This window comes from Mesorhizobium sp. M0166, assembly GCF_040322255.1.
Taxonomy (GTDB): Bacteria; Pseudomonadota; Alphaproteobacteria; order Rhizobiales; family Rhizobiaceae; genus Mesorhizobium.
On record NZ_JAMYTD010000008.1, the window covers coordinates 147,085 to 161,072 of the forward strand.

Consider the following 13,988-nt stretch of genomic DNA (forward strand, 5'->3'; position numbering starts at 1 on the left):
GGCTGGATTCAGCCGATAATACCCAGGCGCCTCGGCAGGCGGTTCATCGGCAGCGGCCCGTTGGCGGCGATCAGGAACTGGTCCTCGAGATTGAAGCTGGCGAGACCGTCGATGTAGAGTGGGATCTCGAACGCCAGCACCATGCCGGCTTCGATCACGACATCGCTGTCGGCCGCAATGAACGGCCATTGCTCGGAAAACACGGAATGGCCGACGCTGTGGCCGAAATGGCCGCGGCGATAGGAACGCAGGCCCTGGCGCGCCAGGCTTTCGCTGGCGGCGCGATGCACGGCGGCGAGCGGCTTTCCGGGCATAAGCGCGGCAAGCCCATCGGCGAAGGCGCGTTCGGCTATCGCATGCAATTCGGCCTGTTCGGGCGACGGCGGCCCGAAGGTGAAATTCCGCGACATGTCGGAGGCATAGCCGTTCACGCTGCACACCATGTCGGCCTTCAGCGGATCGCCGGCGGCGGCGACCGCGTCGGCGCCTTTTGGGCGAGCGCCCAGCGTGACGTATTCGGCCGTCGAGATTTGCAGCGACGACCCGGAGGCTGCATCGGCGACGTCTTGCCGGTAAAGCGCGACCAGCTCAGACTGACGCATGCCGGTCGCCGCATGCTGCTGCAGCCGCGACAGGCCGGCTTCCGACAGGACGATGCCCTGCTGCAGAAGGTCGATTTCGCTTTGCGATTTGATTGCCCGCAGCCTGTCGATAATCGGCGAGCCGTTGACCAGGGCAATGTCCGGCAACATCGCCTGCATCGCGGAAAAATCGCTGGCCGAGACGAAATCCAGCTCGATGCCGAGTGTCGCACGCTCCAGCCCGAATTCTGCGAGGATCGTTTTCAGCTCGCGGACGGAGCGGGCAAGCTCGAAGGTCGCCGGACGTGAAAAGCCGGGGGCGCGGCCAACCAGGCCGGCCTCGATGCGCTGCGCAACGGGCCGGTCGGCCGTCGCCGGCTCGAGCGACGCCGATTCGATCCAGATCGCATGCGTGCGCACCACGGCGCCGGCCATCGCCGCCCGGAGCTGGCCAGCCTGGAAATCCGCCACCACGACGCCGATCGGCAGGTCGCCTCGCCTCGGGATGACCACGAAACCGGCGCCGGCCCGCCGGAACAGGCCGGCCGGGCCGATCCAGGCACCGGTGGCATATTGGAACGCCTCGGGCTCGCAAAGCACCAGCGCCTCGATGCCGGCGCGCTGCATCAGGTCAGTTGCGCGCTCGCGGTCGACAAAGCCGGTCATGGGATCTCCTCGCATGCAATCGAATCCGACGCCGATGCGGCGTCGTTTGGCCTTAGCGTAGATTCAGTGCCGCCGTGGAGCTGCTTTTTTCTCGAAGCGCTGTTCACCTTGAGAGTTGGGCGCCAGGACGGGAAACGAAAAAGCCGCGGCGAACCGCGGCTTTTCAACACAACACAACAAATGGCTGCTTCGAAAGCTTATTCGGTTTCGTCAGAGGTGTCGTCTGCATTGTCTGCCGCGTCTTTCGCTGCCTGTCTTGCCAGCGCTGCCTGCAAGGCCAGAGTGGCCTGTGGTGAGGCCGGTGTCGTCGCAACGACCGCCGCTGCATGAGCAACTCCGGTCGTCGACTTATCCTTGGCCGCGGCGGAAGTGGCGGCTCCGTGTCCCTGCGAGCCGGCCCCGGCCGAGTTTCCGCCGTTACCGTTGCTGCCGCCATTGCCGTTGCCATTGCCGTTGCCACCGGGAGCAGCGAGGACCGGAGACGCGACAAGGGTGAGAGCGGCTACAGTCGCGAATAGACAGGTGCGCGTTTTCATAATTCCTCCTTCGAGTCGCCCTCCCGCCAGGATGGGTTCCAGATGAAAAACGTCAGGACTTCCGAATCCGAAAGTCGGCTTACATAGCTTTGTTCAAATACAGTATTCTACAAGACGGACCTTGGTCCAAAATCGACACGCAAAAGTCCTGAATTTTATCGTCAGCGTACTTCGCACGACCGCAGCGGCGGGATTTTTGCTGCCGGTAGAATTATCCGCTGCCGCTACGGCGCAGCGTGCGTCGACTGACATGAGGTTAGGATCGAGGAGCCCTCGCTGAGATCATTCAAGGCGATTGAGGAACATTCCTCATTTCGTGAAGTTGGGAGCGCAGGCGCGCTTTTGAGGTGCCGCTCTGCGATCTTGGCGCCAGGAATCGCCGACCATTCAACACCGCCCGAAAAATCGGCTGAATTCCGAAAATTAAACCGGCACCACGTCGCCCATGGCGTCCAAAAAGCTAGTGAGTTCAATTGGATGAATGGCTTGCCCGAAAAGATTCGAACTCCTGACCCCCAGATTCTGGTCTGAGAGTCGAGATCTAGGTGGTTCGAACGTGTCCCCTACTCCGTCAACGCTCCGGCTTCCCACGCCAAGGCACATCATGGTTTAGGAGCTTGGCTGAGATGCTCGAAATGAAGTACCCAACCCATACCTTATTCCATTCTGGAGCTTCCACGTTGATCGTAGCGGCCAAGGCCGCCGAGAATCCGAGATGGTCAATACCAGTGAAATGGTGCAGGTTCTTCTGGACCTACGTGGCAAGCAAGCCGCTGAGCAGACGTAGCTTCCTGATTTCAGCATATGGACCCTCTTTGTAATACGAATTGAAAATTGCGCCCTCATGTTTCAGAACAGGTCGGTAGACCCGCGAGGATGGTTTCGAATCCCGCGGGTCGCTACGGTCCTCAAGGCGAGAATTCTAAGAGACGTTCAACAATGACCCAGCACGCAGAAAACGCTCGAATTCTCATGTACAGCCACGACACGTTCGGGCTCGGCCATTTGCAGCGCTGCCGGACTATCGCGCATTCGCTGGTCGAGGATTTCCGCGGACTTCAGGTGCTTATCATTTCGGGTGCGACTATCGCTGGCGCCTTCGACTACCGCGCCCGTGTCGACTTCGTGAAGATCCCCAGCGTCATCAAGCTGCGTAACGGCGAATACACCTCGCTGGAAAAGGACATCGATCTGCATGAGACGCTAAGGATGCGCCAGTCGATCATCCGCCATACAGCTGAGACCTTCCGGCCGGATATCTTCATCGTCGACAAGGAACCGCTCGGCCTGCGCGGTGAGATTGAGGACACGCTGTCCTACCTCAAGACGCGGGGCACCACGCTGGTGCTTGGCCTGCGCGAGGTGATGGATGCGCCGCATCTGCTCGAAGCAGAGTGGGCACGCAGAGACGTGATGCGCAAGATAGGCGTCTTCTACGACAAGGTCTGGGCCTATGGTCCGCCGGATTTCTACGATCCGTTGACCGGCCTGGATGTACCCCCGGCTGTCAGGGCAAAGATGAGGTTCGTCGGTTTCCTGCAACGGAGCCTGCAGCGGAACGAGTTGCCCGGCCACCGGCCCGAGGGCGACTATATCCTCGTTACCACCGGTGGCGGCGGTGACGGCGCCGATCTGATCCACGACGTCATCGATGCCTATCAGCAGGATCCGCAATTGCAGCATAGAGCCCTGATCGTGCTTGGGCCTTACATGCCGGCGCGCAAGCGCAACAAGCTGCTCAGGAAGGGGTCCAAGATCCCCTACATCAAGATCATCGAGTTCGACAACCGCATGGAAGACCTGATTGCCGGCGCCAAGGCGGTAGTGGCGATGGGCGGCTACAACACCTATTGCGAGATACTGTCTTTCGACAAGCCGGCGCTGATCGTGCCGCGCGTCGAGCCCCGCCGGGAACAACTGATCCGCGCACGGCGCGCAGCCGAACTCGGCCTCATCGAGATGCTTTTGCCGGAAGAAGCCGAGGATTCCCGGCGGTTTGCAGATGCACTGAAGGTGCTGCCGGACCGGCCCCGCCCATCGCAGAGCAATCCGCATCTGACGCTGGAGGGGCTGCCTCACATTTCCGAAATCGTCGCGGAACTGCTCGACCGGCGGGCCGGCCATCACCTTTCGGTCATTGAAGGAATGACCTGAGTTGCAACATCGCAAGATCGTCGTGGTTCTGAAGGGTTATCCGCGGCTGTCCGAAACCTTCATCGCGCAGGAACTGCTCGGTCTTGAGCGTGCGGGGTTCGACCTGATACTCGTCGCGCTCAGGCGGCCGACCGACGAAAAACGCCACCCCGTGCATGACGAGATCAAAGCGCCCGTCCATTATCTACCGGAATATCTGCATGAAGAGCCGCTGCGCGTGCTTCGCTCGCTGTTTGCCTATCTGCTGCGTCCGGGCTTCTGGCGCGCGCTCGGATCGCTGGCTGCCGATATGCCCCGCGACTTTACGCGCAATCGCGCGCGCCGCTTCGGGCAAGCGCTCGTGCTGGCGGCCGAATGGCCGGAAGACGCGGCCTGGCTGCATGCACATTTCGCGCACACACCGGCATCGGTGACGCGCTATGCCAGCCAGCTTCGTGGCCTGCCCTGGACCTGCTCGGCCCATGCCAAGGACATCTGGACTTCGGCGGACTGGGATCTGGCCGGCAAGCTTTCCTCGGCGCGCTGGACGGTCACTTGCACGAAAACCGGCTTCGACCGTCTGAAAAAACTCGCTAACGGCAACTCGTCTGTGCACCTGAGCTATCATGGGCTCGACCTTGATCGCTTCGGCAGTTTCGGCGAGGCGCGAAAGCAGCATGACGGCTCGGCGCCGGACGAACCGGTTGTCGTCCTGAGTGTCGGGCGCGCCGTTGAAAAGAAAGGTTACGATACGTTGCTGCAGGCCCTTGCCCTGTTGCCCGGCGATCTGGCGTGGCGTTTCGAGCATATCGGCGGCGGCGAGGAACTGGAACGGTTCAAGGCGCTAGCGCAAAAGCTCGGCCTGGATGGTCGAGTCTCTTGGAAGGGCGCGCTTGCGCAGGAGGAAGTGCTTGAGCACTACCGCCGCGCCGACATCTTCGCCCTGGCTTGCAGGATCACCGCAAATGGCGACCGCGACGGTCTGCCGAACGTTCTGGTGGAGGCGGCTAGCCAGCGGCTTGCCTGCGTGTCGACCGATATTTCCGGCGTGCCGGAGCTTTTATCGCCGGATGAAACCGGGTTGCTGGTTCCGACGGAAAACCCGATTGCCCTGGCACAGGCGCTGGAGCGCCTGATCCGTGATCCCGTGCTCCGCGACCGCCTCGGCGACGCCGCGGAGCGGCGCGTGCGCGGCAATTTCGATCATATGGCAAGCATTGGACAGCTCAAGGAACTGTTCGAGCGGGAGTGGCGGGCCGCCGAATGAAGCGGCTGCGCGCTTTCTTCTATGTCCAGCACCTGCTCGGCATCGGCCATCTCGCGCGCGCCAGCCGCGTTGCAGCGGCTCTGGTCGAGGACGGGTTTGACGTAACTGTCGTTACCGGCGGAGCGCCGATCGCCGGGTTTCCGGGACTGGGGATAAAATCTGTAACCCTGCCACCTGTCACCTCCGGTGATGAAGGATTTTCCGGACTTGTCGACCTGCAGGGCAACCCGATCGACGATGATTTCAAGAAATGGCGTTCGGAGATGCTGCTGCAGGCATTCCGGGATTGCAGGCCTGATATCGTCATTGTCGAGGCGTTTCCATTTGGGCGCCGGCAGATGCGTTTCGAACTCTTGCCGCTGATCGAGGCCATCGACGCGACGTCGCCCAGACCGCTGCTGGCGACGTCCGTCCGTGATATTCTCCAGGAGCGCGTCAAGCCGGGCCGAAACGAGGAAACGGTCGATCTCATCAACAGGCATTTCGATCTTGTTATGGTCCACGGCGATCCGGCTTTCGCAACCATCGACAGGACATTTCCACTGGCTGGGGCGATCAGGGCCGAGGTCACCTACACAGGGCTCGTTGCCGCGCCGCCATCGCCCGCGGCCTCCGAGCGCTTCGATGTTCTGGTGTCGGTTGGCGGCGGGGCTGCCGGAAAGAGCCTTGTCAGCTCCACCATCGCAGCGGCGCGGAATGCCAACAACGCTTGGAAATGGTGTTTGATCACCGGCCCAAACCTGCCGAAAGACGAGTTTGACGCGATCGCACGCGATGCCACGCCGGGCCTGTCCATCTTCCGGTTCCGCGAGGACTTCGCCAGCCTGCTGACCGGCGCCCGCCTGTCAGTCTCGCAGGCGGGTTACAACACGGTCTGCGATGTCCTGCGCGCGGGTTGTCGCTCCCTGCTCGTTCCATTTGCCGCCGGCGGCGAAACCGAACAGACGGTTCGCGCCCTGATGCTCGAAGAACTCGGTCTTGCAACGGTGCTGATGGAAAAGGACCTAACGCCTGAAGGTTTGGCGCAAGCGATCGGACAGGCGCTTGTGGGACCGACGCCATCCGCGCATCGCCTCGATCTGCAGGGCGCGCGTCGCTCGGCGCAAATCCTGCGCGAGCGGTATCGAACATGGTCCCTAAATGTGGCGCCCGGTTTCGGAAAAGTTCATGATCAAACAGACGATAGATCCTAGAGCAACTCATCGTTTCACGCCGAACCGCTCTATCTCTTTGTTTTGACGCAATTCCAAAGGGAAAGCGTTACGCGCTTTCCCGGGAAAACCGTTTCACACTTTTCCTGGAATTGCTCTAAAGCGTCGCGTCTGGTGAGATTCGTGCGACGCGCATCAAGTCCTGTTTTTATGCGTGTCGTTGTCCCAAAACCGCTACGCACTTTGCGCGAAATGCATCAAACAGTTCCAATCAGCATGAAGCGCGTATAATTTTTTGTCGGCAGTTCGCCGGAGAACCGCACCTCCCGTAGCGCCGCCATTTCCTCGAAGGCTGCAAGCGAAGCCACGCAGTTGATGTGCGTCGGCTCGCTGAAATAATCGTTCGATTGCAGCAGTACATTCGTGCCCGGCGGAAGCAGAGCAAGCCAGGCGCGCAGATCGGCTATGTGTTCGCAGCTCGTATTGACCATCAGGTCGGGCCGCCCGGCCGCATAGTCGAGTGCGTACATATCTGCAGTCAGTGCCCGGAACCGGTCGCCGGCTTCCCGGTTGAGGGTCCGGGCGACCGGCGCGACTTCGGGATCGATGTCGATGCTATCGACCGCCGCGATGTCGAAGCGGGCATCGTTGAAAAGCATTGCCGGCAATACGCCGTACCATCCACCCAGGACCCATATGCGCTCGAACCGGCCGCCGCAGCTTTCGAACAGCCTGTCGAGCGCCCACATCTTGCAGGCGACCTGCTTGTGGTTGAAGGCGTTGGCGATATCGGCCTTCGAATGCTTGGCGACGACGCGCGCCAGCCCTGACACGAGAGGGCAGTTGACATAAGCAGCAATTCCCCGCGTGAGGTCCAAGGCTTGCTCGTGCCAGTCCATGGCATTGCGTGGTTGCGTGACATCCATCATAATTCGTCTTGTATGTTGGGATTTTGGGCGACACAACGCAATCTTGCCTCCCGCAAGACTGTTTGATTCCGCGGACGTGATCATGCTGCAAGCCGCTTGGCTATTGCCCGGTGCCGGAGAGAGCCTGTTGCATCTGTCCGGATCATCTACGTCCATCCGCCAGCACCAGCCGCGCGGCTGCGGCCTCGTGCTGCTCGGCTGTTCGCCAAAACCCTACGGAAGCCGCGGACCGTTTGGCCAGCTGCTTTCTTCGCCGATCAACAATGCCCATGTCGTTGCCATCGACCATGCGCCGGAACTGGATCGCGCCGCCTCGCAGGTTCCTTGCGTCGTTGACCGCTGGACAATGTCCGTGCACAGCAGCTTCGAGCTCATCGTTGGCGACGAAGAAATTGCCGATACGCCATTCGCCAGCAGGTGCTTTTACATCCTGCATCCTTCCAACTGAAGGGTCCACAGTCGCATATGGAAGCCAGCCTAGCCCGCTATATCTGGACGCACACCAAGAAGCAGCAGCTCTGGATATTGATGATCGTCGTGCTTTCGATGATCCCGTATTTCATGTCCTTCGACCTGCCGAAGCTGATCGTCAACGGCCCGATCCAAGGTCGCGGCTTCGAGCAACCGGGCGCGACCCAGCCATTCATGAGGCTACACTATAACCTGCCGTTCATTGGAGAGGTCCAGTTCTTCTCCGGTTTTCAGCTCGACCGCATGGAGACCCTGTTTGCCCTGAGCCTTGTGTTCCTCTTACTAGTCGTCATCAACGGCCTGTTCAAATTCTACATCAACACCTACAAGGGCCGCCTCGGCGAACGCATGCTGCGGCGTATCCGCTTCGATCTGGTCGACCGCGTGCTGCGTTTTCCGCCGGTTTACTTCAAGCGGGTCAAATCCGCCGAAGTGGCGACCATGGTGAAGGACGAGGTGGAGCCGCTGGGCGGCTTCATCGGCGACGCCTTCCTGCAGCCGGTGCTGCTCGGCGGCCAGGCGCTGACGGCCATGCTGTTCATCATGATCCAGAACGTCTGGCTCGGAATGATAGCGGTCGTGATCGTGGCGATCCAGATCGTGCTCATCCCGCGAATGCGGCGGCGGCTGATCGTGCTCGGGCGCCAACGGCAGTTGACGGCGCGCGCGCTTTCGGGCCGGGTTGGCGAAATCGTCGACGGCATCGGCGCGGTTCACGTCCACGATACATCAAACTACGAGCGCGCCGACATAGCTGCCCGGCTCGGGCTCATCTTCAAGATCCGCTTCGATCTTTACCAATGGAAATTCATGGTGAAGTTCCTCAACAATTTTCTCGCGCAGCTCACGCCCTTTCTGTTCTACATGATCGGCGGGTATCTGGTCCTCCAGGGGCGGCTGGACGTCGGCCAGCTCGTGGCCGTGATCGGCGCCTACAAGGACCTGCCCGGACCGATGAAGGAACTGATCGACTGGGATCAGGATCGGCAGGATGTCCAGGTCAAATATCAACAGGTCGTTGAACAGTTCACCGTCGAAGGTCTCATCGCGCCGAAAATCGGGGCATTGACGATCGACGATCCCGATCCGATGAGCAAGCCGCTGTCGGCGATCAATCTGTCCATAGCAGACGATGGCGGTGCAATGCTCCTCAACCGCATCTCCCTCCAGGTCAAGCCGGGTGAGACGGTGGCGCTGGTCAGTACCGCAACAGGTGGAGCGGAGGCGCTTGCAGAAGCCTTCGCGCGGCTGAACTGGCCGGACAGCGGAAGGGTCGCTTCGGGCAGCGACGACCTGCTTGAACTTCCCGAAGCAGTAACCGGCCGGCGCATGTCGTATGCCTCGTCGGATGTTTTCCTGTTCCAGGCAAGCCTCCGCGACAACCTGCTCTACGGGTTGAAGCATGCGCCGCTGACATCGGTGCCTTACGACGGTGCTGCGGCAGACCAGCACCGCTGGAACATCCACGAGGCGCGCCGGTCGGGCAATCCGGATCTTGATATCCACAGCGACTGGATAAACTATGCTTCCGCTGGCGCTACCGGCCCGCACGACCTCTTTGAAGCCGTGCGCCGGGTGCTCGACGCGGTTGTTCTGTCGCGCGACATTCTGGATCTTGGCTTGCGCTCTTCGGCCGACCTCACGCGTCACACGGAGCTTGCCAGGCGGATCGTCGAGCTGCGTGCGGCGCTGCGGACCCGGCTGGAACAAGAAGGGCTGAGCGGACTGGTGGTTCCTTTCGAACCGGGCGCCTACAATAAGGAAGCAACGATCGGCCAAAACCTGCTCTTCGGCGCTGCCGCCGGCCCCGAACTGGCCGACAGGGCCCTGGCGGCCAATCCCTATTTTGCGTCCGTGCTGAGGCAAGCCGGCCTCGACCGCACGCTCTATGAAATGGGCCTGGAGATCGCCAAACAGGCGATCGAGCTGTTTGCCGACCTGCCGCCCGATCACCAGTTCTTCCAGCAGCTCGCCTTCATGAGCGCCGAGGAGATACCCGCCTACGAAACCTTGCTGCAACGGCTCAAGAACCGTCCCTACGAGGCGGTTTCGGAGAACGATCGCGCCATGATCGTCACCTTGAGCTTTGCCTATATCGAGCCCCGGCACCGCTTCGGCCTGCTGAGCGACGAACTGATGAGCAAGATCGTCGCTGCACGCAACCGGTTCTATGAAGACCTGCCGCCCGAGCTGCACAATGCGGTCGAACGGTATGATCCTGCCAAATACATTGCCGCGGCCACCGTCATGGATAATGTCCTGTTCGGCCGTGTGGGCAACAATCATCCCGATGCGCCGGACCGCATACGCTCCATCGTCTATGACATTCTTGACGAACTGGGGCTTTATGGCGAACTTCTGGATGTCGGCCTGGACTTCAACGTCGGCTCCGGCGGCAGGCGGCTGACCGGTGGACAGCGACAGAAGCTCGATGTTGCGCGAGCCTTGCTCAAGCGTCCCGATTTTCTCATTCTCAACCGGCCGCTGTCGGCGCTCGACCAGCGCATGCAGGATAAGGTGCTGCGAAATGTGCTCGAGGAAGCCAGGCGCGACGGTTATTCGCCGGCAATTGTGTGGGTCGTGACGAATCCGGCAATGGCGATGATGTTCGATCGCGTTATCGTCTTCGACTCGGGTCAATTGGCGGAAGACGGAACACAGGAGACACTTTTGGCAGGGAACGGTATCTTCAAGGAACTGTTGTCATAGAGCAACGGACATTCAGATGGGATCATTCTGCCGGTGCACGACATCGGGCTCGCCACCTTTCGCGTGGTTTGTCTCGCGGTTCCGGAAAGAGAATTGATTCCATCTGGGCGTCCGTTGCTCTAGTCTGGCAAACGCGAATTTTGGAAGGTTTGCGACAATGCTGCTCAAGGATGAAGTTGGAATGCTGCAACGCGTTCCCTTGTTCTCTGCCATCGAGCCGACAAAGCTTAAGCTGCTTGCGTTCACATCCGATCGTGTGAGCTACAGCGCCGGCCAGATCCTTTTCCGGCAGGGCGACGAGGGAGACGCCGCCTATGTCATCCTTTCAGGCAGGGCGGATATTCTTGTCGATTCCGACAGCGGACCGATAAAAGTTGCCGAACTGGAGCCAAATTCGATCGTCGGCGAGATCGCCATATTGTGCAACAGCTCCCGCACTGCCACCGTCAGAGCGGCAAGTCCGCTGGAAGCCCTGAGAATCCGCAAGGATCATTTCCTGAGGCTTATGAGGGAGTTCCCGGAAATGACCATCGAGATATTGCGGGTTCTTGCCGATCGCCTAAGCCATACGACGGCGGATCTGATCGACGCACGAAGCGCCAAATAACAAAGGACGTGCGCTCGATCCTCGCCGTCGTGACGGCACTGTCCTCTCGCTGAGAAGGTCACCCGGAGAGAGCCTGTCTCGCCTAGCAGCAGTTGTTTGGATATGATGGGCGAAGGGGTAGCATGGACGACAACGTTTTCCTGGTCAGGTTTTGGGGTGTCCGCGGCAGCATTTCGGTATCAGGGCCAGAATTCTCTCGCTATGGCGGCAACTCAATCTGCGTCGAGATGCGATGCGGTAAGCATACGCTTCTGTTCGACGCAGGCTCTGGCCTACGGCCTGCCGGCGCGGCGCTTCAGGCGTTGGGCGTGACCGATTTCGACCTGCTTTTCACTCATTGCCATTACGACCACATCATCGGGCTGCCGTCTTTTGCGCCGATCTATGACCGGGGCGCCAAGGTTACGCTTTGGTCCGGGCATCTTGCAGGACACATGACGACCCGGCAGATGGTCGATGAATTCATGCGGCCGCCGTGGTTTCCGGTGAAACTGGAGGCCTGCAAGGCAAGCCTCGACTATCGCGATTTCGTATCCGGAGACGTGCTTCGCCCGCACGAAGGGGTGGTGGTCCGAACCGGCAGTCTTATGCATCCGGGCGGCTGCATAGGCTACCGGGTCGAATGGGGCGGCCGCGTCGTGGCGGTGATCACAGACACTGAGCACGAGCCGGACAAACTCGATCAGGCGGTGCTCGGCCTGATCGAAGATGCCGACCTCGTCATTTACGATTGCACCTACACCGAGGAGGAAATGGAACGCCGCCGCGGTTACGGGCACTCGACGTGGCAACAGGGCGTCAAGCTCTGTGAGGCGGCGGGTGCGCGCGGGCTTGCGCTGTTTCACCACGATCCGACACGCACCGACAAGGAACTGGACAAGATCCAGAAACTGGCCAAGGACAGGTTTTCCGGCGCTTTTGCCGCGCGGGATGGCCAGACGCTCAAACTTCCAGTCTCACTGCGCAAAAAGCGCTGAGCTATTTTCCTCTATCTGACGCAATTCCCAAGGGAAAGCGCTACGCGCTTTTCCCGGGAAAACCGTTCACACTTTTCCTGGAATTGCTCTACCGGCGCTGCGCCCGATCAATGTCCTGATCGGAAGCCATGCGCAGGCTTCACTCTGTGCGGTGACCGTGAACAGCCGTTCGAGGAAGAGCCATGCCGATTGATCATGTACGAGATGGTGGGTGAGCAGGCCCACCGGTTCGCCGCCATCGAATGCATGCTGCAATTGCGCGATGATAGCCTGAACCAATAGGCCGTGATCGCGGCAGCCGCGCGTGCCATGCCAATCCATGATGTCGACATTGCTGTTGATGACCGCAAGTGAAGCCGGCCTTGGCGGCCCATAGACCGACAGTGCCGTAAATCCTAACGATCCAAGGTCGGATACCAAGCCGGCGTCGATCCTGTTCCAGGGTGGCACCAGCATCGGAACGGCACGTGCGCCGTGCAGGCCGGTTACGTGCGCCAGCCCGCGAGCCAGATCATCGAGCACCGCCTCGCGTGGCCGATGCGCGCCGAGCTCCTGCTTCTTCTGGCCCTCAGGCGCATGATTTCGGTGCGCCCAGCCATGGATGGCGACCGTGGCATGCGGCGCCTCGTCAAGCCGAACGACAAGCTTCTCGTCAGTCAGGGCGGGAATGACGGCCAGGGTCACCGGAACCGCGAATTCGCCAGTGAGGTCGAGCAGCCGATCAAGCGCAGGCGTCGTATCCACGGCGTCATCGTCGCGCAGCCAGAACTCTGCCTTACGGTCCGCCCGTTGCCGGCTCGCCAGTTCCTCCACCAAGGGTTGCCAGATTTGATCGGATGTCATGAGACCGGGATCGTCGCAAGAAGTTCGGCCAGACGCGCCGCCGCGGCACCGAGAGAACGTTCTTCGAGGATGAAACGTCTGGCTTCTGCGGCCATGATGGATCTTTCGTCGTTACGGGCCAGAAGCCTTTCAATGGCAGAAGCGAACGCCGCCACATCGCCCGGCGGGGTGAGAGACCCGGCCTGGCCATCCCGCACGACCTCCGGCACGCCGGCGATGTCCTGAGCCACAACCGGAAGGCCCGCGGCCTGTGCTTCAAGATAGGCAACACCATAGGCCTCGCCGAAACCCGGCCAGACGTAAATTCCCCCACTGTAGAGGACATCCGGCACGGCGGCTGGCTCAATCGCGCCAAGCCATTCGATACGGTCGGCGGGCAAGCCGGCGAATTGCGCTCTGACCGCTTCGCGGGCAGGTCCGTCCCCGACGACCGACATGGTCCAGGGCAGGTGAGCGATCGAACTCAGCGCCTGCGCCAGCATGCGATAGCTTTCGACTTTGTCGCCCGCGCGCATCATGGCCACGGTAACGAGGCGCGTCGGGCAACCCCGTGCCGGCGTTTCCCGGAATACCGATGTGTCGATGAAGGGCGAAAGCATGCCGAAAGCGGCGTCGGGTACCGCATCTGCCAGTCCCTGACGATCCCTTTGCGTGAAGCAGATGTTCAGCGCCGCCTGTTCGACGGCTCGCGCCACCAACGCTTGCGTATCGGCCCACAAGCCGGTGTTGCGCCGCCTCGAATAGGAGGCTTCCGCTGTCACATAGGGGACACCAAAGGCCAACGCCAGTTCGGGCCCGATCAGGTCGGGCGCCTTGTAATAGGGATGATAGGTGAACCACAGGTCGGGCTTGCCGTCACGATCCCAAAGCCTTGCCAGCCGCGCGGCTTCCTCCCGGGCCTCGATCTTGAGCGCATCGAAACTTTTCGAATCCGGTTCGCGTAGATAGAAGCGCAATTCGGATGCCAGTTCGACGCTATGCCCTCCATGCTCCAGCGCCTTGACCAGCATCCGTGCCATCTGGCGGTCGCCGGAGGCAACGGGATGATTGGGCGACTTCAGCGGCGCGTAGAAGGCAATTCGCATCGCCGGACCCTATCATCGGAAAGCCTGCGCAAG

The 13,988-nt window shown here is 60.8% G+C and carries 12 protein-coding genes; 7 read left to right on the plus strand and 5 right to left on the minus strand.

The features are described from left to right. Nucleotides 1–8 precede the first annotated feature (8 nt). Both NKJ46_RS12650 and NKJ46_RS12655 read right to left on the minus strand, forming a co-directional pair. Nucleotides 9–1,247 carry a M24 family metallopeptidase gene (locus tag NKJ46_RS12650; RefSeq protein ID WP_352665277.1) on the minus strand — a complete coding sequence of 413 codons (1,239 nt, stop codon included), beginning with the start codon at nucleotides 1,245–1,247 and terminating at the stop codon, nucleotides 9–11. A gap of 197 nt (nucleotides 1,248–1,444) precedes the next feature. Then, a complete protein-coding gene (locus tag NKJ46_RS12655; protein ID WP_352665279.1) occupies nucleotides 1,445–1,783 on the minus strand; it encodes a hypothetical protein in 339 nt (112 codons plus the stop codon). Between the two features lie 939 nt (nucleotides 1,784–2,722). On the opposite strand from NKJ46_RS12655, the gene NKJ46_RS12660 reads away from it, so the two are divergent. Genes NKJ46_RS12660 through NKJ46_RS12670 form a run of 3 tightly spaced genes read left to right on the plus strand, consistent with a single transcriptional unit; the run spans nucleotide 2,723 to nucleotide 6,376 of the window. Next, nucleotides 2,723–3,937 carry a glycosyltransferase family protein gene (locus NKJ46_RS12660; RefSeq protein WP_292654357.1) on the plus strand — a complete coding sequence of 405 codons (1,215 nt, stop codon included), beginning with the start codon at nucleotides 2,723–2,725 and terminating at the stop codon, nucleotides 3,935–3,937. A gap of 1 nt (nucleotide 3,938) precedes the next feature. Next, nucleotides 3,939–5,183: a glycosyltransferase gene (locus NKJ46_RS12665; RefSeq protein WP_352665280.1), complete on the plus strand. Its 1,245-nt coding sequence runs from the start codon at nucleotides 3,939–3,941 to the stop codon at nucleotides 5,181–5,183. Next, complete coding sequence (locus NKJ46_RS12670; RefSeq protein ID WP_352665282.1) at nucleotides 5,180–6,376, plus strand: glycosyltransferase family protein; 1,197 nt, start codon at nucleotides 5,180–5,182, stop codon at nucleotides 6,374–6,376. Before NKJ46_RS12665 ends, NKJ46_RS12670 begins: the two co-directional genes overlap by 4 nt. Before the next feature lie 215 nt (nucleotides 6,377–6,591). Here the strand turns inward: NKJ46_RS12670 and NKJ46_RS12675 are convergent, their stop codons facing one another. Then, complete coding sequence (locus NKJ46_RS12675) at nucleotides 6,592–7,260, minus strand: class I SAM-dependent methyltransferase (protein ID WP_352665283.1); 669 nt, start codon at nucleotides 7,258–7,260, stop codon at nucleotides 6,592–6,594. Nucleotides 7,261–7,345: 85 nt separating this feature from the next. Between NKJ46_RS12675 and NKJ46_RS12680 the strand changes: the two genes are divergently transcribed. The 4 genes from NKJ46_RS12680 (at nucleotide 7,346) to NKJ46_RS12695 (ending at nucleotide 12,027) form a co-directional block, all read left to right on the plus strand. Then, nucleotides 7,346–7,711: a hypothetical protein gene (locus tag NKJ46_RS12680; protein ID WP_352665285.1), complete on the plus strand. Its 366-nt coding sequence runs from the start codon at nucleotides 7,346–7,348 to the stop codon at nucleotides 7,709–7,711. 17 nt (nucleotides 7,712–7,728) lie between these two features. Continuing rightward, nucleotides 7,729–10,443 (plus strand): ABC transporter transmembrane domain-containing protein, encoded by a 2,715-nt coding sequence (locus NKJ46_RS12685; RefSeq protein ID WP_352665286.1) that lies wholly within the window; start codon nucleotides 7,729–7,731, stop codon nucleotides 10,441–10,443. Nucleotides 10,444–10,600: 157 nt separating this feature from the next. Continuing rightward, nucleotides 10,601–11,050 carry a cyclic nucleotide-binding domain-containing protein gene (locus NKJ46_RS12690; RefSeq protein ID WP_023675957.1) on the plus strand — a complete coding sequence of 150 codons (450 nt, stop codon included), beginning with the start codon at nucleotides 10,601–10,603 and terminating at the stop codon, nucleotides 11,048–11,050. A 122-nt stretch (nucleotides 11,051–11,172) separates the two neighbouring features. Further along, nucleotides 11,173–12,027 (plus strand): MBL fold metallo-hydrolase, encoded by an 855-nt coding sequence (locus NKJ46_RS12695; protein ID WP_352665287.1) that lies wholly within the window; start codon nucleotides 11,173–11,175, stop codon nucleotides 12,025–12,027. A 66-nt stretch (nucleotides 12,028–12,093) separates the two neighbouring features. Here the strand turns inward: NKJ46_RS12695 and NKJ46_RS12700 are convergent, their stop codons facing one another. Further along, the gene (locus NKJ46_RS12700) at nucleotides 12,094–12,870 is read right to left on the minus strand and encodes a polysaccharide deacetylase family protein (RefSeq protein ID WP_352665288.1); all 777 of its coding nucleotides are present in this window, start codon (nucleotides 12,868–12,870) and stop codon (nucleotides 12,094–12,096) included. After that, the gene (locus NKJ46_RS12705) at nucleotides 12,867–13,955 is read right to left on the minus strand and encodes a glycosyltransferase family 4 protein (RefSeq protein WP_352665289.1); all 1,089 of its coding nucleotides are present in this window, start codon (nucleotides 13,953–13,955) and stop codon (nucleotides 12,867–12,869) included. The genes NKJ46_RS12700 and NKJ46_RS12705 overlap by 4 nt, the downstream gene beginning before the upstream one ends. Nucleotides 13,956–13,988 lie beyond the last annotated feature (33 nt).